This is a genomic window from Nannocystis sp. (assembly GCF_016714285.1).
GTDB lineage: Bacteria > Myxococcota_A > Polyangia > Nannocystales > Nannocystaceae > Nannocystis.
On sequence record NZ_JADJNN010000012.1, the window covers coordinates 219,409 to 244,793 of the forward strand.

Below are 25,385 nucleotides of genomic sequence, written 5' to 3' on the forward strand. Positions count from 1 at the left end.
GGAGCCCCGTATGTCCGCCACTCAGCCCCGCATCGTCCACTGCAAGAAGCTCGGCAAGGACCTGCCGGGCCTGCCCTTCAAGCCCTTCCCCAACGAGCTCGGTCAGCTCATCTTCGACAACATCAGCCGCGAGGCGTGGCAGATGTGGCTCAAGGAGTCGCCGCGCTATATCAACACCTACCGCCTCGACCTGCAGTCGAAGGACGGCCGCGACTTCCTCGAGAAGCAGATGAAGATCTTCTTCGGTTTCGAGGCTGGCGAGCTCGCCGACACGGCGTATACGCCCCGCGAGGGCTGAGCCGCGGCGAGCGAGGACTCGCGCCTCAAGCGAAACTGCGTAAGCGCCCGCGAGGGATGATCAGCGAGCAAGACTTGCGGCTCAGGTGGTGACGCGGGGGCGCAAGCGCGCAGCGGTCTTCGTACGGCCGTTCTTGCGTCCGCGGTCGCCGGCGGCCTACGATGCGTGGCCTCTCCGTGAGGCCAGGACTAATTGACATGATCACCGCAGGTCAAGTGAGCAAATATCGTTTGTTCTTCCGTCGCCGCACCGCGGCCCTTTGCTTGCCCCTCGGCCTGCTCCTCGGGTCCACGCTCGCGAGCGGCTGCCAGAAGGTCTGCAACGACGACGGCTTCGCCTGGCAGCAAGATCCGAGCTGTCTCGCGGGGCTGACGGCCACCGAGACCGCGAGCGAGACCGACACCGACGATCCCAGCGCGACCGACAGCGCGACCGACTCGCCGACCAGCTCGGGCGGCGGCGGGCAGTGGTGTGTCGACGCCGACGGCGACATGTACGGCGATCCCGATCAATGCACCGACGTGCCCCCGGGCGGCACGCCGCCGGACGGCACGGTCAACAACGACGACGATTGCGACGACGGCAGCGACACCACGTATCCGGGGGCCGCGCCGCTCGACAGTCCGACCGCCTGCATGGCCGACGTCGACGGTGACGACTACGGCGACGTCGATCCGCGCCCGGGCAGGGCGGCGGCGGCGGTGCGGTGCCGGGCAGCGACTGCGACGACACCAGCGCCAACACCTTCCCCGGCGCCGCGCCCAAGGACGACCCTGACGCCTGCATGAAGGACGAGGACGGCGACGACTGGGGCGACAAGGATCCCCCCGGTGGCGGCGGCCCCAACGAGCCCCAGCCGGGCACCGACTGCGACGATACCAACCCCAACGCCTTCGCCATGTGCGGCGCCTGCAACGACGTCGACGGCGACGGCTGGCTGGTCGACTGCGACTCCTATCCGCCGGGTATGCCCGGCCCCGACTGCGACGACAGCGATCCGAACACCTTCCCGGGCGCCGCGCCGAACGACGACCCGAAGGCGTGCATGACCGACAAGGACGGCGACGACTGGGGCGACGACATGCCCACCAGCCCCGACGCCGTGCCCGGCACCGACTGCGACGATGACGACGAGAACACCTCGCCCGGAGCTGCGCCGAAGGACGACCCGGACGCGTGCATGACCGACAAGGACGGCGACGATCGCGGCGACGCCAAGCCGCCGGGCGGCAAGCCTGGCGTCGTCGCCGGCAGCGATTGCTACGACGATAACCCTTCGCTCAACCCCGACAACAATGTCCTGCTGACCGCCGAGATCACCAGCGGCAAGCTGCTCGAGGTCGACATCGCCACCGGCGACATGACCGAATACGCCGCGGTCGACGTGAAGGACTTTAACCCGTGGATCCCCACCAGTATCGCCGTCAGCCCGCTCGACGGGACGGTCTACGCCGCGCTCGCGTTCCGCGATCGCCTGGTGACGATGAACTACTGCGGCGCGGGCGTACCGACGGCGCTGCCGATGGCCCACAAGAAGAACATCTGCGGCATCGGCTTCGACCGCGCGGGCGTCCTCTACGGCATCGACGGCCAGGTCGACCAGTTCCTCACCTTCAACGCCGACGGCTCGCTCAAGCCGACCTTGCCGCTCACCTTCGAGGGCAAGCTGCTGAACGTCGCTGACTGCGGCATGGCCTTTGATTGCCACGAGGACCGCCTGCTCGTCTCCGACTCCGGCTCCGGCGGTATCTACGTGGTCAACCCGGCCGATGGCTCCACCACCCGCGTCGCCGACCTCCCGAACGAGGTGTTCGGCAGCGGCCTCGAGTACGATCCCACCACCAAGCTCGCGCTCTCGTGCGACCAGAACTCGCTGCTGTCGATCGCTATCGACGGCAGCAACGACTTCACCCAGCTCCCCGACCTCGCCGCCCCGGCCGACGACCTCGGCTTCGGCCCGAAGTGCAACTAGTCCCCAACGGCTCTCACACGGATCGACGATCATGACCAGGACGGCACTCCTCCATTCGACCCTCACCGTGCTCTTGTCGGCCACCGTCGGCGCCGCATCGGCGCAGGCGGCCCCGGCTCCGGCTCCGGCTCCGGCTCCGGCTCCGGCTCTGGCTCCGGCTCCGGCTCCGGCTCCGGCTCCGGCTCCGGCGGCGGGGCCTGCGGCTCCGGTGACCTCCGACCCGACCCCGGCCGCCACGACTGGCCCCGCCGGCACCACCGGCCCAGCCCCCACGCCGTGGATCGAGCGCTATCGGCCGACCCGCAATTCATGGGAGCTCGGCATCTACGGCGGCGTCTTTTTGCCGTCGCCGAATCATGAGTTCTACGCCCCGGACCTCAACATCTCGGGCTTCGGGCACCAGCCGCTCGCTCGCGCTGGCGCCGATCTGGGCCTGCGCGCCGGCTATTATCCGCTCAGTTTCCTCGGCCTCGAGCTCGAGGGCGGTCTGATGCCGATCAAGGTCGCCGACGGCAGTCGGGCGACGATGTACGCCTTCCGTCCGGTCGTCCTGGCCCAGCTGCCGTACCGCATCGCGCCGTTCCTGCGCGCCGGGGTGGGGATGCTCGGCATCTCGTCGACCGCGCTCGGCAAGGACATCGACCCGTCGTTCAACATCGGCGGCGGCGTCAAGTTCTACATCAACCGGCTCCTGGCCTTGCGCCTCGACATCGTCGACAACATCGCCACCGCCTACGGCGTCGGCCGCGATCGTTCGAACAACCTCGAGATCCTGCTCGGCCTGTCGCTGCGCCTCGGCAAGAAGCCGAAGCAGGAGCCCGCGCCGCAGCGCAGCCTCATCGACAGCGACCTCGACGGCCTCTACGACCCCGGTCAGAAGGGCGTCGCGCCCGCGGACGAGGACGCCTGCCCGCAGCAGCCTGGACCGCGCGAGAACCGGGGTTGCCCGTGGCTCGACAGCGACGGCGATGGCATGTACGACCCGGGCCAGGGCGGCGTGCCGGCGGCCGACGTCGACGCCTGCCCGCAGCAGCCTGGCCCGCGGGAGAACCGGGGCTGCCCGCTGCTCGACAGCGACGGCGACATCCTCCTCGACCCCGGGCAGCCGGTGTCGGCGGACAAGATCGACGCGTGCCCGAAGGAGCCCGGGCCGATCGCCCTGCAGGGGTGCCCCGATAGCGACAATGACAAGATCCCGAACCGCTTCGACAAGTGCCCGACTGAGCCGGAGACGGTCAATCAGTATCAGGACGCCGACGGCTGCGCCGACGAGGTGCCGAAGGCGGTCGAGCAGATCAGCGGCGTGCTCGAGGGCATCTACTTCGACGTCGACAAGGACACGATCAAGCCGAAGTCGAAGGCCACCCTCGATCGCGCGCTGGAGGTGCTGAAGAAGTTCAACACCACTCGCTGGCGGATCGCCGGCCACACCGACTCCGACGGCAACCGCGAGCACAACCTCGACCTGTCGCTGCGCCGCGCGGGCGCCGTGCGCCAGTACCTCATCGACCGCGGGATCGACGGCTCACGGCTCACGGCCCAGGGCTACGGCCCGGACGAGCCGATCGACAGCAACGCGACGAAGAAGGGCAAGGCCCGCAATCGTCGTATCGAGTTCAAGCTCGACTGAGCGGGCGCGGCTGCCCGCGAGGGCAGGGCGCTAGATCGTGGCAGCGGCGGCGCGCAGGGCCGCCGCTGCGTCGTCGCGGACCATGCGGTCGTGCGAGACGATCATGCGCCGCAGCGCCGGGGTGTCGGCGAGGCGCAGGAGGTGCTCGCGGAACCGTCGGCGGTCCTTCACCACGAACAGCTTGACGATCCTGGAGATGCGCGGGCCGCCGGTGGACTGGGTGATGTTGCGCAGGATCCATCCGGTGAGGCCCTTCACGTCGGGCATGTTGAAGACCGCGTCGTTGAACACCAGGGTGACGCCGTCGGGCGAGCGCACGATCATGACGCCCTCCTGCTCGCCGACGCCGTCGAGGGTCTCGAAGGCGACGTCGCGGTCGACCGGGAAATCTGCGTAGTTGCCATCGACCGCGACCACCTCGGCGACCTTCTTGGTGGCGCCGGCCGGGCACAGCACCCGCGCCTGCGGGTAGCGGTCCTTGAAGACCCTGGCGTCGAGGCGGTGGTACCCATTGGGCACCACCAGCCAGGCCACGGGGCCCCAGGCGTCGATCTTCGCCATCGATTCGTCGTCGAGGGCGATCGCGTTGTGGACCACCAGTTGGCCGTCGCTGCGGCGGGCGATCGTCATCACCCGCTTGAGCGGCATGGTCTCCAGCTTGCCCTCGACGCGCCAGAGGTTGTCCGCGACGACCTCGATCGGGCGGTGGGGGAGGACCTTCCAGCTGTCGTGCGCCTTCGCCATGGCGCTGGTATGCCGCAGTCGCGCGCGGCCGACAAGCTCAGCGCGGGGCGTAGGCGGCGGCCGGGACGCGGACCTCGCGGCCCACCTCGAATCGCCGCGCCCGCAGCACCAGCGGCGTCATGAGCAGGCCGAACACGAATCCGCCGAGGTGGGCGAACCACGCGAACTGCACCTTGGTGGTGAAGAAGCCCATGACCAGCTGCAGTCCGACCCAGGCCCCGAGGTACAGCCAGGCTGGGATCTTGAGCTGCACGAAGAAGATCGTCTGGAACAGCTTGGCCCGCGGGAAGCTCCACAGGTATGCCGCCATGACCCCGGCGATCGAGCCCGAGGCGCCGACCACCGGCGTGGCCGTGGCGTAGCTGAGCAGCACGTGCAGCGCCCCGCCGGCCACGCCGGCCCCGATGAACAGCAGGGCGAAGCGCCAGCGCCCGAACAGGTGCTCGATGTTGTCGCCGAAGATGTAGAGAAAGTAGGCGTTGAACAGGACGTGGTACCAGCTGCCGTGCAGGAACTGGTGGGTGACGAGGGTGTGGACCGAATCGTCGTAGTCGCGGACGATCTTGCCGGAGATGACGGCCCAATCGCGGTAGAAGAGGAAGCCCTGGACCTCGGCGAAGAACAGCAGGAGAAAGCCGCCGAGCAGGAGATACACCAGCCAGGGGGTGCCGCGCGCCGGGTTGTCGACCTCGACCGGGAGCTGGGTGACGATCTGCGCGACCCAGATGACGCCGCGCCGCACCAGCTTCTCCTTGAGCGCCTGCTGGCCCTCCGTGGTCGTCCGCACCGCGAGCTTGCGCCGCTCCTCGCCGTCGAGCCAGATGCCGGCGCAGCGCGAACAGCACTCGATCGGGGTCTTGAGCAATCCGGGCAGCTGATGCTCGTACATCGGCCCGTGGCCGCGCGGGCACACGCGGGTCGATCGCCGGGCCTCCATGCCCGCGAGCCGCACCGAGTCGACGGCGCCGTCGCCGAGGACATCGAACTCGCCGCGGTCGAACCACGCGCCGAAGCAGACCGGGCAGGTGTCGAGTACGACGTGCTGGGCGGCCGTCGGGTCGGGCTCATCCACCTGGCGCCAGCGACCATTGGCGAGCTGCGCCAGCGTCACTGGCACGAGCGCGTGCAGGCCACACGCGGGGCATTGCGCGTCGACGGGCGCCTGCGGGGCGTCGCTGGTATCCACTGCGCGATCCATGGCCAGTAGGCTCTCGGGGCGAAAACGCCGCTGTCCAACGAGAGGAAGCGCAGCGTATCATTTCGCGGCGGGCCTGAACACGCGGGCCCGCGGCGACGTACCGGTGCGAGTCGGAGGGGAATGTATGGCGAGAGCGAGCATGTGGATATTCGTGGTGGCTGGGATGATGACGGCGACGGCGTGCGGCTGGAAGCCCGCTGAACCGGCGGGCGAGCGCGGGCGAAAGGCCAGCATGGCGAGCATCGCCAGCTTCGACCCCAACGAGGACATCCAGTTCGACCTCGAGGCCTACGGTTCAGACAGACCGGACCAGTACGCGATCGAGCAGGCCTTCGCGACCCGCTACGGCGCGTTCGATGACTGTGTCGCCGCCGAGAAGAAGCGCCGGCACAAGGACGCCCAGCTGCCCGGCGACGTGGCGATGGCGATCAAGCTGAACCCGAAGAGCAACAAGCCCTTCGCGGTCAACGCCGAGCTCGACCCCGGCGCCGAGAGCAAGAAGCTCAACGACTGCCTGCGCGACGCGGCCGCGGCCGCGACCTACCCGGAGTACGATGGCCCGCCGGTGCAGGTGAAGTTCAGCTTCGAGCTCGATCCGGGATCGGTCGAGGTCGAGGAGTAGCGCCGCCCGCCACGCGCGGACGAAGCAAGGACCTGGCCCCAAGGCCAGGTCCTTTTGCTCGTCGCCCACACGTCGGCTGGCGTCAGGCCTCAGCGGCCGATGCCGCTGTAGAAGAAGCCGAGGCCCTCGAGCAGCACGCGGTCCCACTGGTTGCGGCCGTCGAACAGCGAGGGGCGGGCCATGGTCCGCTTGAGGCGCTCGAAGTCCGGGCTCCGGTACTCGCGCCACTCGGTGACGAGGAGCAGGGCGTGCGCGCCCTCGGCGGCCTCGTAGGGGTCGTCGACGAGGGTGCAGGACGGGGCGACGCTGTCGCCGAGGGCGGCGAGGAAGTTCGGGCCGGCCTCGGGGTCGTGCATCTTGATCTTCGCGCCGTCGGCGACCAGGGTGCGGATGATCTTGAGGGCGGGCGCCTCGCGGATGTCGTCGGTGTTGGGCTTGAAGGCCAGGCCCCACACGCCGAAGGTCTTGCCGGCGATGTCGTTGTCGAAGTGCTTGCGCAGCTTGCGGACCAGCACGAGCTTCTGCGCCTCGTTGATGCGCTCGGCGCTGGCGACGATCTCGAGGGTGTGGCCGTACTCGCGGGCGGTCGTGAGGATCGCGCGGATGTCCTTGGGGAAGCAGGAGCCGCCGTAGCCGACGCCGGGGAACAGGAACTTGGGGCCGATCCGCGGGTCGCTGCCCATGCCGCGGCGCACCATCTCGATGTCCGCGCCGACGCTGTCGGCGAGGTTGGCCATGTCGTTCATGAAGGAGATGCGGGTCGCCAGGTAGGCGTTGCAGGCGTACTTGGTGAGCTCGGCCGAGCGCGCGTCCATGAAGATCATGCGATCGTTGGTGCGACAGAACGGCTGGTAGAGCCGGTGCAGGGTCTGCCGCGCGGCGTCGTCGCTGGTGCCGATGATGATGCGGTCCGGGTGCATGAAGTCGTCGACCGCGGCGCCCTCCTTGAGGAACTCGGGGTTGGAGACGACGACGAAGGGCTGCTTGGTCTGCTCGCTGAGGATCCGGGTGATGCGCTCCGCGGTGCCGACCGGCACGGTGCTCTTGTCGACGATGATCGCCGGACGCTCGAGGTGCCGGCCGACCTCGGCCGCGGCCTGGAACAGGAAGGAGAGGTCGGCGGCGCCGTCGGAGCCGAGCGTGGGGGTGCCCACCGCCATGAAGATGATGTCGCCGTGGCGGGCGGCCTCGGCGTTGCTGGTGGTGAAGCGCAGGCGCCCGGCGGCGACGTTGTGCTCGACCAGCGGCTGCAAGCCGGGTTCAAAAATGGGCAGCTTGCCGGCCCGGATCGACTCGATCTTGCCGGCGTCGATGTCCGCACAGAGCACGTCGTTGCCGAAGTCGGCGAACACGGCGGCCGCAACGAGGCCGACGTAACCGGTACCGATGACGCTGATCTTCATAAGGCGGCGAGGATACTGCATCGCAGTCGGGTCTGCTACGATGCCGGCCGCGGTTCGCGGGGCTTTTCTCGCCCGCAGAGGTGCGTGTGGATCGACCACCAGGCGATGCAGACAACCCGGCACGGGCCGCGGAGGAGCCGACGATCGCCGAGTCGCGGCTCACCCGTGTGGCGATGCTGCTGCCGGTGATCGGCGCCCCGGCGGGGCTGCTGTTCGCGATCCTCGCCAGCCTGATGATCTCCGGCTGGCACGTGCAGCACTCGGCGATCGTCCAGGTCGACACGCAGTGGCGGGCCGGCGAGCAGCTCGCGCTGCGCGTGCATGTGCAAGACGGCGAGGGCGCGGGGATGCCCGACGCCGCGGTGACCGCGACGCTGCGCCGCGGCGAGCAGTCGGCCCCGCTGGCCGAGGCGACGGACGCGACGGGTGGGGGCTCGACCCAGGCCACGCTGCGGGTGCCGGACTGGGACGCGGGCCCGGCCGAGCTCGTGCTCGACATCGCCGGCGGCGGCCAGCGCTTCCGCGAGACGGTGCCGGTGACGCTCGCGTCGGTCCGGGAGGCCCGCCGCGGCACCGTCACGATCTCCACCTCGGTGAAGAACTGGTCCGACGACACGGAGCCGCAGCCGGAGCGCCTGCGCATCGCCCTGCGTCCGCTCGGTCGCATCGCCGCTGGCTTCGACAACACGCTGCTGGTCCGCGTCACGGACCTCGAGGGCGCGCCGCACGTCGGCCCGATCGAGGTGCTGCTGCTCGACGGCGAGTTCGGGCACAAGCCCGACGGCGCGACCACGGGCCCGCGGGTGATCGCCGGCGGACACACCGATGCGCAGGGCCTGCTGCGCTTCGACGGGCCGCTGAGCACCGATGTCGTGCGCTTCGAGGTCCGCGTGCTGGCGCCGCCGGTGATCGTCGGGCCGGTCACCGGCGGGTGCTCGAAGTGCGCGGCCGCAGCTGCGGCTGCGGCCGCGACGGGTGTGGCACCCGCGTTGATCGTGACGAACGCGGCAGGCACCGTGGCCCCGGGCACGACGGCGGGCACGACGGCAGGCACGACAGCGGGCACGACGGCGGCGGGCACGACGGCAGGCACGACAGCGGGCACGACGGCGCCGGGCACGACGGCGGGCACGACGGGCACGCGGCGGGCACGACGGCGCCGGGCAGCGTTGCGCCGGGCAGCATGGCGGTGGCTGAGCCGCTCGGTACGCGGAAGTTTCGTCTCGTCAGCTTCGCGGGCGCGGTGCGGGTCAGCGCGGAGCCGCTGGCCGTGCGCGCCGGCGCCTCGCTGCAGATCAACGCGCGCGCGCTGCGGGCCAAGAAGCCGGTGTTCGTCGACTTGCACGGCCCGGACGGCGCGTGGGTCGACACGCTGGCGCCGGTCACGGGCCCCGAGCCGCCGCGCGAGTGGTCGACCGCCGGGCTGGCGCCGGGCTTCCTGCAGATCGAGGCCTACCAGTTCACGACTTCGCCGGGGGAGTCGGCGGCGCTGGTGCGGGTGCAGATCACCGAGGGCGAGCCCGACACCGACGCGGCCCTCACCCCGCTGTTCGAGCAGCAGCGGGCGCTGATGTCGGTGGGTCGGGTGGAGAAGGGCTTCGACCGCGAGTTGGAGCGCAAGTATCTCGACGCGATCGAGCGGACCGTGATCCCCTCGCTCGAGGTGCCGATGGCCCGCGCCTGGTTGCTCGGCACTTTGCCGGTCGAGGTGCTCGGGCCGCCGCTGGCGCTCAGCAGCTTGCCGCGCGAGCAGGCCGATCTGGCGGCCCGCAAGCAGCGCTGGGCCAGCGGCCTGCGCTGGTTCCTGCTCGGGGGCGGCGGGGTGTTCTTGCTGGCGACCCTGCTGCTGATCGTCCTCAGCCACCGGCGGGCGGCGGCGCGGCTCACCCGTGAGATCCACGGACAGGCGGCGGCGGCGGAGATCGCCCGCGAGATCGGGCAGGCGCAGCGGGCCGTGCTGCTGCGGGCGGTCGCTCTGGTGGTCACGATGGCGCTCGGGCTGGTCCTGATGGTCGTCGTGCTCGACAAGCTGCTGTGGAACGCGTGAGCGCGGCAAAGTGGGAGCGGCCCGGGGCCTCGAGGTATGTAGCGGCGTGACGCGAACTCCGAGGGCGATGATCATGGCCGCCGGCTTCGGCACGCGGCTCGGCGAGCTGAGCGAGCTGCGACCCAAGCCGATGCTGCCGGTCTGCGGCGCGCCGCTGGTCCGCTGGGCGGCGCTGTGGCTGCGCGCGCAGGGGATCCGCGAGATCGTGATCAACCTGCACCACCGCGGCGAGCAGATCGAGGCCGAGCTCGGCGACGGCAGCGAGCTCGGCCTGGCGATCGCCTACTCGCGCGAGGACGGCGAGATCCTCGGCACGGGCGGCGGCCTGCGCCAGGCCAGGCCGCTGCTCGACGACGGCCACGGCACCCCGATCGTGGCGATGAACGGCAAGATCATCCTCGACCAGGCGCTCGCGCCGGTGCTCGCGCTGCACCACGCGCTCGCGGCCGAGGCGACCATGCTGCTGCGCCCCGACCCCGAGGCCGAGCGCTGGGGCAGCCTGCGCGTCGACCCCGAGGGCCGCGTGACGCACCTGCTCGGAAAGTCAGGTCCCAAAGACCAGGTCGGCGGCGCGGCGCTGATGTTCACCGGCGTGCAGGTGCTGGCGCCGCGCTTCCTCGATCGCATCCCGGCGAGCGGTCAGCAGTGCATCGTGCGCACGGCGTACAGCCAGCTGCACGCCGAGGGCGGCGCCTTCGCCGGCTTCGTCACCGACGACTACTGGTGGGAGCACTCGACCCGCGAGCGCTACCTGCAGGGCGTCGCCAACGTGATCGAGGGCCGGGCCCGCGTCGCCCACGCCCCGGGCCCGGTGCGCGGCGTCGGTGCGAGCGCGCAGATCGACGCGACGGCGCGGGTCGACCCGATGACGTGGATCGGCCCGGGCGTGCGCGTGGGCGCGGGCGCCGAGATCGGTCCCCGCGTCCAGCTCGGCGCCGGTGTCGTCGTCGACCCCGGCGTCCGCCTACGCGACGCGATCGTGTGGGACGACGCGCACGTCACCCGCGACCTCGAGCACGAGGTGCTGGCCCGCTGATCACTTGCTGGCTGATTGGACATGTCCGTCACGACATGTCCGCCCAGCCATGTTGCTCAGGTCGGGCCTGTCACAGGCGCGACCCATGGCCGAGGATCACGAGACCGGACCAAAGGTCCGGATCGCGCCGCAGGCGCGACCCAGGCCCCGGATGGGGCCGTGAAGCTAATTCTGGCGCTCGCGGGGCGGGGGCAGGCCGTCGAGGATGCGCTTGAACTCCGGGTGGTCCGGGATCATCTGCAGGGCCGCGGTGCAGACCTGGCGGGCCTCGTCGAAGAGGTTCGCGTCGCGCATGCAGGAGGCGAGGGCGATCACCGGCTCGACGTCGCGCGGGTTGATGGCGACCACGGCGCGCAGGTGATCGACGGCCTCGCGCGGGCGGCCGAGCTTGCGCAGGATGATGGCGAGCAGGCTGCGGACCTCGGCGTCGTTCGGGCGCAGGCGGACGGCGTCCATCAGGTGGGCGAGGGCCGCGGTGTCGCCGTCGCTGCCGCGGACGGCGAGCGCGAGCAGCAGGTGCGGCTGCCAGTAGCGGGGGTCGCGGGCGATGAGCTCGCGCAGGAACTTGGCGGCGTTCTGCTTGCCCTTCGGGTCGTCGCCGCGGACGGCGTCGATGACGGCGTCGTAGCGGTCCTCGAAGTCCTCGATGTCGAGCGCGAGCATCGAGCGGCGGGCGAAGGCGTCGTCGTCGAGGCTGCGGCGGGGCAGGGCGAGGATCTTCTCGAGGTAGGGGCGAGCGGCGAGCGGGTTGTCGCCGTCGAGGTACATGCTGGCGCCGTAGCGCAGGACGGTGGCGTTCTGCGGGTGCTTCTCGGCGGCGCGCAGGAGCATGCGGGTGGCCGACTCGAGCTTCTCCTCCTCGTGCAGGTCGAGCAGCATGTCGAGCGAGCTCTTGGCCAGCGAGGGCTGCTCGATCGCGTGGGCGAGCAGGGCCAGCGCCTCCTCCTTGTCCTCGCGGATCTTGCTGGCCTCGGTCTCGGCGGTGTCCCACAGGACGTTGGCGAGGTCGCCGTAGGCGCTGGGGACCTGGCCCTCCTCGACGGCGCGGCGCAGGAAGGGCTCGGCCTGGTCGAACTGGTCGTTCTCGATCAGCAGGCTGCCGAGCTGGGCGAACACCACCGGGCCCTCGTTGCCGTTCTCGACCACGAACTGGGCGACCTTGAAGGCGTTCTCGAGGTCGCCGGCGCTGCGCAGGGTGTCGATGAAGGTGGCCGCGACGGCCGGGTTCTGCGGGTTCAGGTTGAGCGCCTGCTGGAAGGCCTGGACGGCGCTGCCGACGTCGCCGACGCGGCGCAGCGCGAGCGCGAGGTGGTGCCACGCGCCCTGGTCGCCCTTGCGGCGCTGGGCGGCGATGTTGAGGGCCTGGATCGAGAGGGGGATCGCGCCCTGGTCCGGCTGGCCGCCGATCAGGATGTCGACCATCGCGTGCAGGGCCTGCATCGCGGCGTCCATCTCGGGCGCGCGGGCCAGGGCGTCCATCAGCGGCGAGAGCAGCTGCTCGGAGGTGGTCGGCACGCAGCGGCCCTGCAGCGCGCTGAGGTTGCCGAGGCCGACGAGGAAGGAGACGAGGGCCTGGATGTTCTCGCTGCCGAAGGCCTCCTGCCAGGTCTTGCTGGTGGCGGCGAGGCCGAGGCGGTTGGCGATGCCCTGCTGCAGCTCGAACAGCTTGGCGGGCAGCTCCTCGGGGGTGCCGGCGAAGGCCCACTGCTCGAGGGTGGTGAGCGAGGCGCCCTCGCCGGAGCCGTTGAGCTCGACCATGCGGGCGCTGACCTGCAGCTGATCCTCTTGCACGTGCATGTCGGTGACGAGGCCGCGGCGGGCGTTGGCGAAGCGCTGGATGCCCTCGAGCGCGCGCTGGTCGGTCCACGGCTCGCGGAAGATCATCAGCGCGGGGATCTTGCGGCCCTGCTGCTCGTGCAGGGCGGTGAACACTGGCGCGGCCGCCTTGCCGCCGGCCTCGGCAAGTTCCTGGGCCCACCAGCGCTGGATGCCCATCGCCAGGGGGGCGCCCTTGCCCTCGTTGGTGCAGGCGATCGGGAGGCAGACGAAGTCGATCGCCTGGGCCGCTTGCTGCAGCTCCGCGGGCGAACCCTCTTCTTCTTCACCCTCGCCTTCGCCGCTCTCGTCGATCATGAGCTCGCCGTCGTCGAGGGCTTCGGCGTTGTCAAAGTCGGGGTTCGTCTCGTCAGCGGACATAGGCGCGAAGCCTGCCAAAGCCGGCACGAACGCGCAACCGCGGATCTGGTACGTTGGCCGCCGTGCCGCCCCGAATCATGGCGACCGCGGGAGCCAAGTCACGCCCACGGAATTGGGCCGCGCGGGCCGTGGGGACGCTGTGCTTGCTGCACCTGCCGCAGCTGCTGTCATTGGGCTGTACGCCCTCGGTCGCGGCGCGGGCGGTGTGGATCGGCAGTGCGCACGACGTCGACGGCGGTCGCACGCTGTTCGCGTACTCGGCCGGATCGTTCACCAGCAGCCACATCGCTCCGCTCGCGGGCGAGGCCGACGCCGAGGTCGGCGAGTTGCCGCTGCTCCTCGAGCTCGAGCCGCGTGGCCGCGGTGTGCTCGTGCGGGCGGTCGACAGCGGGTGGTTGCACGAGATCGGGACCGGCTCGACGCTGCGCGCGGGCTACGTCGACCTGGCGCATGAGCGGGTGCTGCCGCTGGCGCTGCCGTCGGGGCGCGACGCGGCCAGCTTCCTCGCCGCGGGCGACGGGCTGTGGTGGTTCGAGGACTGCCCGCGGGCGCTGGCCGTGCTGCCGCTGGCGCCGGAGCTGGTGCTCGCGCGCGAGGGCGAGGCCGGCACGGTGGCGCCGCTGCGGCACCTGCTGGACGCGAGCGCGGGCAAGCCGGCGGCGCGCGCGTGCAACCCCGGGGCGATCGACCACGCGGTGGTCTCGGCCGCCGATGCGCCGCGCCTGTTCCTGATCGCGGCGCGCGGGACGAGCCCCGACCTGCGGGCCGAGCAGGAGGCGACGATCGAGCTGTGGCAGGTGCCACGCGGCGACGGTGCGGCCCAGCTGCAGCGCGTCGTGCAGGGCAGCTTGCCGGCGGGGCATGTGCCGGTGCGCCTGCCGGGCCTGCAGTGCAGTGGGGGTCCGGCGTGTCCGATCGCGGCGGTCGACCCCGACGGGATGGGGCTGACCTTGTCGGTGTACGGCGCGGGCTGCCGGCTGCTGCGCTTCGACGCGGCCAGCGGCGCGGCCAGCTGCGCGGTCGCTGACGACGCGCCGGCCGAGCTCGCGGCGGCGCGGATGGTCGCGGCGATCTCGAGCGATCACTACGTGTTTCACGACGGGCTCACGCTGCTGCTCCACGACTGGCGCACGGGCAAACGGGTGCTCCGCACGTTGCCGGGCGACCCGGACGACGCCTTCGTGCGCGTCACCCAGGACGGGCGCGCCGTGGTGCTCGGCTCGAGCCGGGGGCCAGTGCTGCGGGGCGACGCGCAGGGCCTCGACATCCTGAACCTCGAGCAGGGCCTGTGTCCGAACCCGCAGCCGCCGGTGCTGAGCCCGTCGGGGGCCTTCGTCGCGTGGACCTGTACGATCAGCCCGCCGGAGGACGGGACGCTGGTCAACGAGGACGAGCCCAGCGCGGACGCGCTGTCGCTGGGCGACGTGATCCGGGTGTCGGGCGCGGGGCTCGAGCGCTACCAGGGCGTGCCGATGTGGGCCCTGGCGATCGACGACAGCGGCGACCTGCTGATCCACAGCCGCAAGAACCCGCGCCTCGATCACGAGACCCTGCTGCCGCCCGATCCGCCGCGCAACCTCTACGTGCTGGCCCGCGACGGCGAGCTGGCCCGGATCGACGGCCTCGAGCCCGACCCGGAGCAGAGCGTCGGCCTGGCCCAGGACAGCTACCAGTGGATCGCCGCGCAGGCGCTGTGAGGGGCAGATGGCCTCACGGGGCGGCCGCGTTGGCGCGCGTCAGCATCGCGTCGGCGAGCGACCTGAGCATGCGCAGGTAGATGACCAGGATCGTGATCGCGGCGGCGAGCAGGCTGAAGGCGACGCCCATGAACAGCAGCAGCGCGGTGTTGCGGTGGAGGCGTAGTTCGGGGGTGAGGTCGTGGGCCGCGAGGTAGTAGGCGCCGAGGCCGAGGCCGACGATGGTGGCGAAGGCGATGAGCAGGGCGTCGCAGCGGGCCCGCGCGGCGTCGGCCTGCGCGGCGCGGGCGAGGCCGCGAAAGCTCAGCAGCAGCACGACGGTGGCGACGAGGGCGAGCAGCTGAGTGCCGCCGGTGAGACCGCCGAGGTTGAGGTCGCGCAGGGCGTTGCGGTCGCCGTCGCCGAGGACGAAGCCGGCGATCGGGAGCAGGGCGGCGCACTCGGCCGCGAGCCCGAGGGCCATGAGTTGCACGCCGAGGCCGAGGCGGGCGCGAGCGACCGGGACATCGGTGACGCGGACGAGGGCGGCGATCTGGACCAGCCCGATCAGCGGTCCGACCGCGCCGAGCAGGGCGAGGCCGCCGAGCGTGACCCGCGGCGAGAAGCCGCTGTAGCGGGCGAGAAACACGAACGCGGCGGTGCAGACGACAAGGAGCACGCGCAGGGCGGTGGCGTCGCGGTAGCGCTCGATGCCAGCGGCGGCGCGACGCCAGGCGTTCGCGGGCGGGCCGGGCTCGGCGCGGGCGGCGTGGCGGAGGAGGCCGACGACGATCGCCGCGGTGCCCGCGCCGAGGATCAGCGGCAGGGCGTCGCGGATGGTGAACGGCGGGGGCGTGCCCTGTGCGAACGCGGGGAGGTCGGTCATCCAGGCGAGCGGGTAGGCGAGGAGGGCGAGCGTGGCGACGAGCGACCAGATCGGCACGCGAGGCCGGCGCGCGCCCTGCCCTCGCTCGCCGCGGAGGAGGGCGGCGATCAGCAGGCCGAAGCCGCCGAGGCGCAGGGCGAGGCCGCCGAGCAGAAACAGCTGCGCCGACGCCTGGCGATCGGCGGGCGCCATGTTCGGGTCGCCCCACGCGAACATCAGGGCGAACGCGGCGGCCCGCGCGGCGTCGAGGGCGAGGAGTACACCTGCCCCGAGGGACAGGTGATGGGTCAGGCGATCCGCGGTGGCCCGGCCCAGGCGGCTGGCGCCGACGAGCACGAAGCTGACGAGCAGCAGCTCGCCGCCGAGCTCGGCGTGGGCGGCCGCGTCGAGCGCGGCGAACAGCGACTCGCGCTGGTCGTCGGGGATCTCCAGCAGCGCGAAGCCGCGGATCGCCCGCTGCCGGGCCCACAGCACGACCAGCCCGAATAGCGCCGAGCTGGCGAGGGCGAGGGCGAGGAGGCGGGCGCCGAACGGCGTGTCCTGGCGGGGGTCGGACATCTTGGGGCTCAGGGTGCTGGGCTCAGGCGCGGCCGGCGAGGGCGGTGATGCGGTCCATCAGGCGCGGCCGGCGAGGGCGGTGATGCGGTCCGATCAGGCGCGGCCGGCGAGTACGGCGACGCGGTCCATCAGGCGCTGGACCTCGGCCTCGGTGTTGTAGAAGTGGGGGCCGAGGCGCAGGCCGCAGTTGGGGCGCCAGTCGAGCTTGAAGCGCTCCGCGATCAGCTGTTTGCTGGCGGCCTCGCTGGAGGGGAAGTCGACGGCGACGAAGCCGGTGCGCTGGTCGTCGGCGAGGGGCGAGTGGACGGTGAGGCCGCGGGCCTGGGCGCGCTCGATGATGATGTGCGCGAGGGCGAGGTTGTGGGCCCGGATGCGATCGAGGCCGATCGCGTGGAGGTTCTCGTAGGCGGCGCGGGCGACGTAGTAGGCGGGCATCGAGGGGGTGCCGGCGAGGAAGTGGCGGTGGTCGCTGGCGTAGCGGATCGGCGGGGCCTCGAAGTTGAAGGGGTCAGCGTGGCCCATCCAGCCGGTCAGGCGCGGCCGCATGCGCTCGCGCAGCGCGGGCTTCATCCACATGAAGGCGGTGCCCGGGCCGCCGCACAGCCACTTGTGACTGCCGCCGACGACGAGGTCGGCGTCCCACTCGTGCACGTCGATCGGCATGACGCCGACGGTCTGATAGACGTCGACCATGACGAGCGCGCCGACCTCGTGGGCGCGGGCGCAGATCGCCTTGACGTCCTGCAGCGCCCCGGAGACGTAGATGCCGTGGGAGATCGGGACGATCGCGGTGCGCTCGTCGATCGCGGCGAGCATGCGCTCCAACGGGATCGTCATGCCGTCGTCGGAGGGGACCAGGTGGAGGTCGGCCCCAAGCTCGCGGTAGCGGTCCCACACGTAGAGCACGTTGGGGAACTGCAGGGCCTCGACGACGACCTTGTTTCGGGGGCCGGAGAAGTCGAGGGCGCTGGCGACGGCGGCCTGAAAGTAGGCGACGTTCTGATTGAGGATCGTCTGGCCGGCGGGGGCGCCGAGGAAGCGGGCCGCGCTGTCGGCGGTGGCCTGCAGCACGTCGAACCAGTGCGGCCAGACCTCGACGCCCTCGCGGGCCCAGTCGGCGGCGTACTGGGCGAGCGCGGCGACGGCCTGTCGCGGCATGGCGCCCATGCTGTTGCTGTTCATGTAGGTCGTGTCGGCGAGGATCGGGTAGTCCTCGCGGTAGCGGGCCAGATCGGGCTGAAATTGCGGGCGGATCGCGGTCATGGCTGGGCTGCTCCGGAGGACATGTCCCTGGGGACAGGAGATGAGGGGCGGGCGGCGCGGGCCTCGTAGGGGGCGAAGGGTTCGACGCTGACGCGGCGGCGGTTGAGCTCCTTGAGCTCGTCCGCGGTGTAGGCGCGGGCGCTGCCGCGGGGCAGCTGGCGGCGGATGAAGCCCTCGATGGTGCGGCGGGCCTTCTCGGCGGCGGCGAGGCGGGCCTCGTCGATCGCCGAGACGGCCTCGGCCGGGAGCTCGCCGCCGCTGCCGGGCAGGCCGGCGAGCATGCGCTCGTCGCACTCGTCCCAGCGCTGGAACAGGATCGCGCGGCGTTCGACGAGGCTGCGGCTGGCGTCGGTGGTGAGGCCGAGCAGCTCCTGGCCGAGCTCGGCGAGGCGGGTCTCGAGCAGCTGGCGGGTGAAGGCGACGGCGATCTGGATGCGCAGCTCGCGGGTCTGGTTGAGGAAGGCCGTCTTGGCCGCGGCGTCGAACTCCTGGCCGGACAGCGCGAGCAGCCACTCGGTCGGGCCGGTGACGGCCATGCCGACGCCGCCGATGCCGCTCGGGCCGAAGGTCCGCAGGGCCGCGCCCGAGCCGCGCATGCGCTTGCCGTGCTGGTCGCGGCCCCAGCGGTCGCCGAAGCGCACCGAGCCGTCGCGGTTGACGGCGGCGGTGAAGCGCTTGCCGGGGTCGACGAAGAGCACGCTGCCGTCGCGCTGACGGGTCAGGCCGAGGCCGCCGCGCGAGGCCTCGGGGTCGCCGGGCGGGGCCTCGGCGAGCCAGGGGCGGGCGGTCTCGATGCGCGCGCCGCCGGGGTCGGGCGGCAGCGCTGGGCCCTCCGGGGTCGGCTTGGAGCTGGCCTTTGGGGCAGGTGAAGCTGGGCCCTCCGGGGTCGGCTTGGAGCTGGCCTTTGGGGCAGGTGAAGCTGGGCCCTCCGGGGTCGGCTTGGAGCTGGCCTTTGGGGCAGGTGAAGCTGGGCCCTCGGGGGTCGGCGCGGGGCTGGCCTTTGGGGCAGGCGACGCTGGCGGGGCCGGGCCCTCGGGGGTCGCGGCTTTGGAGCTGGCCTTTGGGGCAGGTGACGCGGCGGACGCGGACGCGCTCGCGCTGGTGAGCGCGAGCGCGAGGCCGACGGGGAGCCAGCGGCGCACCTGCGTGTCTCAGCCGTTCTCGGCGACGTGCCGGATGTACTGCTCCGCGCTGAGCAGGTCGCCCAGGGCGGCGGGGTCGCTCGGGCGGACCTTGAGCATCCAGCCGACGCCGTAGGGCTCGGCGTTGACGGCCTCGGGCGAGTCGTTCAGGTGCTCGTTGACCGCGACGACGGTGCCGGAGATCGGCGCGAACAGCTCCGAGACGGCCTTGACCGAGTCGACGTCGCCGAAGCGCTCGCCCGCGGTGACGCTGGCGCCGACGGCGGGGAGCGAGACCATGGTGATGTCGCCGAGCTGGTCGACCGCGTGGGTGGTGATCCCGATGGTGACCGTGCCGTTGGCCTCGGCGCGGGCCCACTCGTGATCCTTGGTGTAACGCAGGTTGTTGGGGATGCTGCTCTCGGACATGACGGGGTCCCTGGTGGGCCTGATGGTGGTTGGCTGGCTGGCGCTCGGGCCAGGTACTTACGGACAGGTTGTTGCGGCCAGGTGCTACGGCCAAATGCTACGGCCAAATGCTACGGCCAAATGCTGCGGCCAGACGGTTTAGGGGCGGCGGTAGAAGGGGCCCTTGACGACCTCGGCGGGGAAGCTGCGCCCGCGCTGCGAGATGGTGAGGACGGTGCCGGGGGCGGACAGGGCGATCGGCACGTAGGCGAGGCCGACCGCGCCGCCGACGGTGGGCGCCGGGCCGCCGCTGGTGACGTGGCCGATCACCGCGCCGCCGGCGTCGACGACCTCGGCGCCGTGGCGGGCGATGTTGCGGTCCTGGACGCGGAAGCCGACGAGGCTGCGGGTCAGGCCGGCGGCCTTCTGGGCGGCCAGCGCCTCGGCGCCGACGAAGGGCTCGCCGCGGCCGAGCTTGTCGAGCTTGACGACCCAGCCGAGGCCGGCCTCGAGCGGGCTGGTGGTCTGGTCGATGTCGTTGCCGTAGAGCGAGAGGCGGGCCTCGAGGCGCAGGGTGTCGCGGGCGCCGAGGCCGATCGGCGCGGCGCCGCCGGCCAGCAGGGCCTCCCACACCGGGGCCGCGACGGCCGCGGGGACGAACAGCTCAAAGCCGTCCTCGCCGGTGTAGCCGGTGCGTGCGGCGGTGACGTCGACGCCGGAGATCCAGCAGCTGGCGAAGCCGAAGCTCGGGACATCGAGCAGGTGCTGACCGCCGAGCTCGGCGACCAGCGCCCGCGCCTTCGGGCCCTGGACGGCGATCAGGGCGAAGTCGTCGGAGTGGTCGGCGATGTCGCAGAGCTTGCCCGCCTGCTGGACGAAGAAGGCGAAGTCCTTGGCGATGTTGGCGGCGTTGACGACGATGCGGTAGTCCTCGGGGCCGCGGCGGTAGACGATGCAGTCGTCGACGATGCCGCCGTCCGGGTAGCACACGCAGGTGTACATGGCGCGACCGTCGACCAGCTTGGCGGCGTCGTTGGTGATCAGGCGCTGGACGGCCGCGAGGGCGCGTGGACCGGTGAAGTCGATCTCTCCCATGTGCGAGACGTCGAAGATGCCGACCCGCTCGCGCACGGCCCGGTGCTCGGCGAGGATGCCCTCGTATTGGAGCGGCATGTGCCAGCCCCCGAAGTCGACCATCTTGGCGCCGCGGGCGACGTGCAGGTCGTGGAGCGGGGTGTGCTGGAGGGAGCCTGGATCGCGGACCATACCGTACCCACGAATAGCCAATCTCGACCCCCGCGGGCAAGGGCACGTGCTACACATGCCCGGCGATGTCGACCTCGGTGAGCGCACGCAGCAGCAGTTCGCCAGGGGCCACAAAGGTGGCCACGAGTGTGGCCGCGCGAATGGCGCGAGGGGGCCTGCTGGTGCATTTGCTGCCCCTGGTGGCGGGTGCGCTGCTGTTGGGCGGCATGGGCGGCTGCAGCGGCAAGGGGCGCCGCGACGAGGTGGTGCCGCCGACGGGGATGAACACGCAGTCGCAGATCCGGCGCTATGTCGACAAGGCGGTGCGACGCTCGAGCGAGGGCGTGATCCTCATGCCGTCGAAGAAGGCCGACACCCTCTTCGATCGCACGCGGCTCAACGAGATCGCCCAGAGCCTGCGGGTGCCTGCGGCGCTGTGCTTCGTCAACCGGGCGATCGAGACGATGAAGCTCGGGCAGCAGGACGGCGAGACGACCTTCCTCGGCGTGCCCGAGGGCCAGATCCGCATCCGCACGCGCATCAACCCGGCCGGCGAGGTGCTCCGCACCGAGATCGTCGAGACCGGCTTCCAGGACGAGTCGATGTACGCGTGCCTCAGCAAGGCGATCAAGGCGATTCGCTGGACCACCAACAAGAGCGGGGTGGTCCAGTTCATCGACGTGATCTACTGGGTCAGCCTCGGCTACCAGGCCGAGGACCACTCGGACGAGGCCCTGCTGCTGCTGCGCAAGCAGCAGGCGATCGCGGCCGAGAAGGCGCGCGGCTGCCTGGTCAACCGGGTCTCGGCCGGGCGCTACCAGGTCCAGGGGCTGTCGCTGATGGACCGCGACGGCCGCACGCTGGTCAACCGCGTCGAGCCGGGGGTGCTGCCCGAGAACGTCGGCGAGTGCGTGGCGATCGTGTTTCGTGACATCCGTATGCAGCCGGTCAAGGAGGCGTTCGTGCGGCCGTTCACGCCGCGCGCGGACTTCGTGGTCGCGACCGACGGGACCGTGAACTTCACCGACGAGCGCTGGCTCGCCGTGCTCAAGCTCGAGGAAGAGGCGATGCGCGAGGCCCGGCTCGCCGAGCTGGCCGGCGACGACCCGGTGACGCAGGTCGATGAGGGCGAGGCGCGGCCAGGCCCGGGCACGCCGCGGCCGTCGCAGGTGGCGGGCACCAGCGGCGCCTCGACCCCGGAGGCGACCCGCGCTGACCCGGCCGCGGGCGGGCAGAAGCTCAAGCTCGGCGGGATGCGCAAGAAGCCGCCGGGCTGAGCTGCTGCGGCCTCAGGGCCCGTGGGCAGGGTTCGTGTGCGGGGCCCGTTCGCGGTCCGTTTGCGTTCGCGGCCCGGCGCTCGTTCAGGGCTTCGGCTTGTCGTGGGTGGCGCGCGGCGGGAACAGCAGGCTGAGGAGCACCGAGCTGAGGATGAGGCCGGCGACCACCGCGAGCGAGACCTTCACCGGGATGTGGTAGGGGGCGAGGTAGCTGCCGAGGCCCATGCCGAGGATCATCTTCGTGCCGACGAAGCTGAGCACCAGGCCGAGGCCGTACTTGAGCAGGTGGAAGCGGTCGATCACGTTCTCCAGCAGGAAGAACATCGAGCGCAGGCCCATGACGGCGCACATGTTGCTGGTGAACACGATGAAGGGGTCCGTCGTGATGCCGAAGATCGCGGGGATCGAGTCGAGGGCGAACACCACGTCGGCGGTCTCGACCATCAGCAGGGTCACGAACAGCGGGGTGGCGTAGCGGCGACCCTCGCGGAGGGTGAAGAAGTGCGGGCCGTCGAACTCCTTGGTGACGCGCAGGTACTTCTCGACCATGCGCTTGACCCAATTGTCCTTCTGGCCGCCGCTCGGCTCGCCCTCGTCGCCGCTGACGAAGAGCAGGCGCAGGCCGGTGAGCAGGAGGAAGCCGCCGAACAGGTAGAGGCTCCACGTGAACATCTCGATCAGCGCCAGGCCGGCGCCGATGAACACGCCGCGCAGGATCAAGGCGCCGAGGATGCCTGCGAACAGCACGCGGTGGAGGTACTCCGCGGGGATCCGCATGTAGCGGAACAGGACGACGAACACGAAGATGTTGTCGACGCTGAGCGCCTCCTCGATGAAGTAGGCGCTCATGAACTCGAGCGCCTTCTCCTGGCCGTAGGCGTAATAGACGTAGGCGTTGAAGGCGAGGCTGAGCGCGACCCAGACGACGGACCAGCGCAGCGCCTCGCCCATCGTGACGCGGTGCGGCTTGCGGTTAAAGACGCCCAGATCGAGCGCCAGGATCACGAAGAAGCCGAGGAGGAAGAGGCCCCAGGAGAGGGGCGAGCCGACGGTATGGAACAAGGCGGGGCTGCTTTCGGCCGGGGGCGGCTCAGGGGGCAGGAGCGGCCGGTGCAGCAGGAGCGCCAGCGGGAGCAGCGGCGGCGCCAGCGCCCTGGGGGGCCGGCGGGGGTCTTGTCGGTGATCGTCTCCACGTGGTCGGCCTTGACGCGCAGCGTCAGCTTGCGGGGTTTGGTCTCGTCGGTGAAGTCGAGGTCGACGAGGGTGCCGCGGAAGGCGATCGGGAAGTTCGGCGCGAGCGGCTTGCCGAGCTCCGGGGTGGTGAAGACCTGGTACTCGAAGGTGATCTCGTAGAGGACGGGATCGGGGACGTGGGCGAACAGCTCGTAGGCGCCGTACTGCGAGTCCTCGACGGTGGGCGCGAGGCCGTTGCCGCTCTGGAAGATCGCCTGGCCGGTGAAGCTGCCGGGGGTGGTCTTGAGCTGCTTGACGTGGTCCCTGCGGGCGTCCTTGCTCATCAAGTTGAACGCCTCGAGGTTCTTCTTGTTGAAGGTGAGGTCGGTGCCGGCCGGGTCGTAGGCCTTGGGCAGGGCCAGCAGGTCCTTCTTCTCCTGCTGACAGCCCGCCAGGAGGGCGCTGGTGATGATGAGCGCAGGGAGCGTGCGGCGCATGGCGGGCAAGCTAGCACGTCCGGACGGGAGCGTGCACCCAGGGACCGGCGTCCGCTGGCGCACGGGCTGGACGAGGTGGCACCGAGGTACCGGCGTCCGCTCGGACTGGCACGGGCTGCCTTGGACTGGCTTGGATCAGGGGGTCGGGTCGTCGGGGAGCAGCTGCGCCGGGCCGAGCGCGCTGGCGAGGGCGTCGCGGGCGGCGCGGGCGAGGTGTCGCTGCGCCCCGGTGGCCTCGAAGGTGACGCGCACGACGCAGCGCAGGCGGCCCTGCGGGTCGGCGCTCCAGCGGGGGTAGGACCCGATCTCGACGCTGGCGAAGTCGGCGACGACGCGGTTGAGGGGGGCGGCGAGGTCGGCCTCGTCGAGCTCGGTGTGCAGGCGCCAGAGGGCCCAGCCGCCGGCGTCGGGGAGCTCGCCGGGGATCGCCTCGAGGGCCTCGATCTTGGCCAGGCACAGCTCGGGGATGCCGGGGAGGACGTAGATCCGGCGATCGTCGACGCGCAGGCGCATCACCGGCCAGCCGTGCTCCGCGGTGAGTTCGGTGCCGGCGGGGAGCTCGGCCATCTTGAGCGCGGCGGGGGTGATGCGCTCGCCGAAGTGGCTCCGCAGCAGGCGCTCCATCGCCGGGTCGCGCTGCAGCGGGCGACCGAGGGCGAGGGCGATGGCCTCCATGGTCACGTCGTCGTGGGTGGGGCCGACGCCGCCGGAGGTGAACACCAGGGGGGTGCGGGCCAGGAGGCGCAGGAGGGCGTCGCCGATGGCGCCGAGCTGGTCCTCGACGGTGCAGACCTCGAGCAGCCGGATGCCGCGCCGGCGCATCATCTTCGCCAGGTTGTGGCCGTTCTGATCGCGGATCTTGCCGCTCAGCAGCTCGTTGCCGATGAGCAGCACGGCCGCGGTCGGGGTGACGGTGAGCTCGGGGGCCATGCGCGGGTCCTTGGCGCGAGGGTAACAGCATGCCGGGCTCCTGTGAGCGATCGACGGGCGCCCGCGCTTGACGTCGGCGGCGGGCGGGGGGTAGTTCGGCGTCGGCGGGAGGCATGGACATGCGCGCGGCAGTCGGCACCAGCGGGGTTGATTTCCAGAGCGTGCAGAGCGCGCCGTCCGCGGTGGGGGCGTCCTTCGCGGTGGGGGTGCGGCGCCCCGGTCGTGACCTGTGTGAGATCGGGGATCTCGATCTCGACGCGACCTGCGAGCTGCTGGCGGCCGCGCGTGCCCTCGTGCCGCTGGCGGCCGGTGACGGGCCGCGCGGGCGAGTGGCGCTGCGCGGCGCGCTGATCTTGAGCCTGTTCAACGAGCCGAGCACGCGCACGCGGCTGAGCTTCGAGGTCGCGGCGCGGCGGCTCGGGGCGCAGGTGGTCGACTTCCAGCACGACGGCGCGAGCTCGGCGGCGAAGGGCGAGACGGAGCTCGACGCGCTGCACAACCTCGACGCGATGGGCTTCGACGCGGCGGTGGTCCGCGACGGGCGCGACGGCTATCCGCTGTGGCTGTGCTCGCAGCTGCGGGCGCGGGTGGTCAACGCGGGCGACGGCGTGCACGAGCACCCGACGCAGGCGCTGCTCGACGCGCTGACGATCCTCGAGGCGTTCGGGCGCGAGCCGGTGCCGGGGGCGCTGGACGGGCTGCGGGTGGCGATCTGCGGCGATCTGCGGCACGGCCGGGTCGGTCGATCGAACCTCCGGCTGCTGCGGACGCTGGGGGCGGAGCTGGTGATCGCGGGGCCGGGCTCGCTGGCGCCGGCGGAGCTGGCCCGAGAATTTGGCGTCGGCCTGGCGCCGGATCTCGACGCGGCGCTGACGGGCGCGCACGTGGCGATGATGCTGCGGATCCAGCGGGAGCGGCTGCCGGCCGACCTGCGCCTGCCCGACGACGCCAGCTACCACGCGGCCTGGGGTCTCACGCAGGCGCGGCTCGGGCGGCTCGCGCCGGGCGGGGTGGTGCTGCACCCGGGGCCGATGAACCGTGGGGTCGAGATCGCCGACGAGGTGGCCGACGGCCCGCGCAGCCGCATCTTGCGGCAGGTGACGCTCGGCGTCGCGGTGCGGATGGCCGTCCTGGCGCGCGCGTGTGGGGTGTCCGCGGAGACATGTCTCAAGGAGCAGGTGGTATGAGCGCGGAGTCTGAGGCGG

General features: G+C 71.6%; 22 protein-coding genes. 10 read left to right on the plus strand and 12 right to left on the minus strand.

The features are described 5' to 3' along the window. Positions 1-10: 10 nt before the first annotated feature. The 4 genes from IPJ59_RS21845 to IPJ59_RS21860 all read left to right on the plus strand — a co-directional run bounded on the left by IPJ59_RS21845 (position 11) and on the right by IPJ59_RS21860 (position 3,900). The gene (locus tag IPJ59_RS21845) at positions 11-298 is read left to right on the plus strand and encodes an oxidative damage protection protein (RefSeq protein ID WP_293251360.1); all 288 of its coding nucleotides are present in this window, start codon (positions 11-13) and stop codon (positions 296-298) included. A 215-nt stretch (positions 299-513) separates the two neighbouring features. Continuing rightward, a complete protein-coding gene (locus tag IPJ59_RS21850; RefSeq protein ID WP_293273153.1) occupies positions 514-1,086 on the plus strand; it encodes a hypothetical protein in 573 nt (190 codons plus the stop codon). Beyond that, complete coding sequence (locus tag IPJ59_RS21855) at positions 1,005-2,270, plus strand: NHL repeat-containing protein (protein WP_293273154.1); 1,266 nt, start codon at positions 1,005-1,007, stop codon at positions 2,268-2,270. Before IPJ59_RS21850 ends, IPJ59_RS21855 begins: the two co-directional genes overlap by 82 nt. 208 nt (positions 2,271-2,478) lie before the next feature. Further along, positions 2,479-3,900: an OmpA family protein gene (locus tag IPJ59_RS21860; RefSeq protein ID WP_293251364.1), complete on the plus strand. Its 1,422-nt coding sequence runs from the start codon at positions 2,479-2,481 to the stop codon at positions 3,898-3,900. A 30-nt stretch (positions 3,901-3,930) separates the two neighbouring features. Here the strand turns inward: IPJ59_RS21860 and IPJ59_RS21865 are convergent, their stop codons facing one another. Beyond that, positions 3,931-4,644 (minus strand): hypothetical protein, encoded by a 714-nt coding sequence (locus tag IPJ59_RS21865; protein WP_293251366.1) that lies wholly within the window; start codon positions 4,642-4,644, stop codon positions 3,931-3,933. Positions 4,645-4,681: 37 nt separating this feature from the next. Continuing rightward, a complete protein-coding gene (locus IPJ59_RS21870; RefSeq protein WP_293273155.1) occupies positions 4,682-5,842 on the minus strand; it encodes a rhomboid family intramembrane serine protease in 1,161 nt (386 codons plus the stop codon). Between the two features lie 139 nt (positions 5,843-5,981). Here IPJ59_RS21870 and IPJ59_RS21875 point away from each other — a divergent pair, with 139 nt between their 5' ends. Beyond that, on the plus strand, positions 5,982-6,464 hold the full coding sequence (locus tag IPJ59_RS21875) for a hypothetical protein (RefSeq protein ID WP_293251370.1): 483 nt from the start codon (positions 5,982-5,984) through the stop codon (positions 6,462-6,464). Between the two features lie 89 nt (positions 6,465-6,553). On the opposite strand, the gene IPJ59_RS21880 is transcribed toward IPJ59_RS21875, so the two are convergent. Continuing rightward, the gene (locus IPJ59_RS21880) at positions 6,554-7,867 is read right to left on the minus strand and encodes a UDP-glucose dehydrogenase family protein (RefSeq protein WP_293273156.1); all 1,314 of its coding nucleotides are present in this window, start codon (positions 7,865-7,867) and stop codon (positions 6,554-6,556) included. Positions 7,868-8,798: 931 nt separating this feature from the next. On the opposite strand from IPJ59_RS21880, the gene IPJ59_RS21885 reads away from it, so the two are divergent. Both IPJ59_RS21885 and IPJ59_RS21890 read left to right on the plus strand, forming a co-directional pair. Continuing rightward, complete coding sequence (locus tag IPJ59_RS21885) at positions 8,799-9,914, plus strand: hypothetical protein (RefSeq protein WP_293273157.1); 1,116 nt, start codon at positions 8,799-8,801, stop codon at positions 9,912-9,914. Between the two features lie 67 nt (positions 9,915-9,981). Continuing rightward, a complete protein-coding gene (locus IPJ59_RS21890; protein ID WP_293273158.1) occupies positions 9,982-10,950 on the plus strand; it encodes a nucleotidyltransferase family protein in 969 nt (322 codons plus the stop codon). Between the two features lie 165 nt (positions 10,951-11,115). Here the strand turns inward: IPJ59_RS21890 and IPJ59_RS21895 are convergent, their stop codons facing one another. Further along, positions 11,116-13,146: a tetratricopeptide repeat protein gene (locus IPJ59_RS21895; RefSeq protein ID WP_293273159.1), complete on the minus strand. Its 2,031-nt coding sequence runs from the start codon at positions 13,144-13,146 to the stop codon at positions 11,116-11,118. 62 nt (positions 13,147-13,208) lie between these two features. Here IPJ59_RS21895 and IPJ59_RS21900 point away from each other — a divergent pair, with 62 nt between their 5' ends. Beyond that, positions 13,209-14,843, plus strand: a complete 1,635-nt coding sequence (locus tag IPJ59_RS21900) for a hypothetical protein (protein ID WP_293273160.1) — start codon at positions 13,209-13,211, stop codon at positions 14,841-14,843. Between the two features lie 13 nt (positions 14,844-14,856). Here the strand turns inward: IPJ59_RS21900 and IPJ59_RS21905 are convergent, their stop codons facing one another. From IPJ59_RS21905 to gcvT, 5 genes are all read right to left on the minus strand, one after another. After that, on the minus strand, positions 14,857-16,266 hold the full coding sequence (locus IPJ59_RS21905; RefSeq protein WP_293273161.1) for a hypothetical protein: 1,410 nt from the start codon (positions 16,264-16,266) through the stop codon (positions 14,857-14,859). A gap of 93 nt (positions 16,267-16,359) precedes the next feature. Further along, positions 16,360-17,529, minus strand: coding sequence for an aminotransferase class V-fold PLP-dependent enzyme (locus IPJ59_RS21910; RefSeq protein WP_293273162.1), 1,170 nt, complete (start codon positions 17,527-17,529; stop codon positions 16,360-16,362). After that, the gene (locus IPJ59_RS21915) at positions 17,526-18,671 is read right to left on the minus strand and encodes a hypothetical protein (RefSeq protein ID WP_293273163.1); all 1,146 of its coding nucleotides are present in this window, start codon (positions 18,669-18,671) and stop codon (positions 17,526-17,528) included. Before IPJ59_RS21915 ends, IPJ59_RS21910 begins: the two co-directional genes overlap by 4 nt. Before the next feature lie 9 nt (positions 18,672-18,680). Next, positions 18,681-19,079, minus strand: coding sequence for a glycine cleavage system protein GcvH (gene gcvH / locus IPJ59_RS21920; RefSeq protein WP_293251388.1), 399 nt, complete (start codon positions 19,077-19,079; stop codon positions 18,681-18,683). 138 nt (positions 19,080-19,217) lie between these two features. Continuing rightward, complete coding sequence (gene gcvT, locus IPJ59_RS21925; protein ID WP_293273164.1) at positions 19,218-20,324, minus strand: glycine cleavage system aminomethyltransferase GcvT; 1,107 nt, start codon at positions 20,322-20,324, stop codon at positions 19,218-19,220. Between the two features lie 161 nt (positions 20,325-20,485). On the opposite strand from gcvT, the gene IPJ59_RS21930 reads away from it, so the two are divergent. Then, on the plus strand, positions 20,486-21,580 hold the full coding sequence (locus IPJ59_RS21930; RefSeq protein WP_293251392.1) for a hypothetical protein: 1,095 nt from the start codon (positions 20,486-20,488) through the stop codon (positions 21,578-21,580). Between the two features lie 84 nt (positions 21,581-21,664). Here the strand turns inward: IPJ59_RS21930 and IPJ59_RS21935 are convergent, their stop codons facing one another. The 3 genes from IPJ59_RS21935 to IPJ59_RS21945 all read right to left on the minus strand — a co-directional run bounded on the left by IPJ59_RS21935 (position 21,665) and on the right by IPJ59_RS21945 (position 24,180). Then, positions 21,665-22,642, minus strand: a complete 978-nt coding sequence (locus IPJ59_RS21935; protein ID WP_293251394.1) for a TerC family protein — start codon at positions 22,640-22,642, stop codon at positions 21,665-21,667. Beyond that, positions 22,582-23,250 (minus strand): hypothetical protein, encoded by a 669-nt coding sequence (locus tag IPJ59_RS21940; protein WP_293273165.1) that lies wholly within the window; start codon positions 23,248-23,250, stop codon positions 22,582-22,584. The genes IPJ59_RS21935 and IPJ59_RS21940 overlap by 61 nt, the downstream gene beginning before the upstream one ends. A gap of 135 nt (positions 23,251-23,385) precedes the next feature. After that, positions 23,386-24,180: a competence/damage-inducible protein A gene (locus IPJ59_RS21945; protein ID WP_293273166.1), complete on the minus strand. Its 795-nt coding sequence runs from the start codon at positions 24,178-24,180 to the stop codon at positions 23,386-23,388. A gap of 119 nt (positions 24,181-24,299) precedes the next feature. Here IPJ59_RS21945 and IPJ59_RS21950 point away from each other — a divergent pair, with 119 nt between their 5' ends. Next, the gene (locus tag IPJ59_RS21950; RefSeq protein ID WP_293251400.1) at positions 24,300-25,367 is read left to right on the plus strand and encodes an aspartate carbamoyltransferase catalytic subunit; all 1,068 of its coding nucleotides are present in this window, start codon (positions 24,300-24,302) and stop codon (positions 25,365-25,367) included. Positions 25,368-25,385 lie beyond the last annotated feature (18 nt).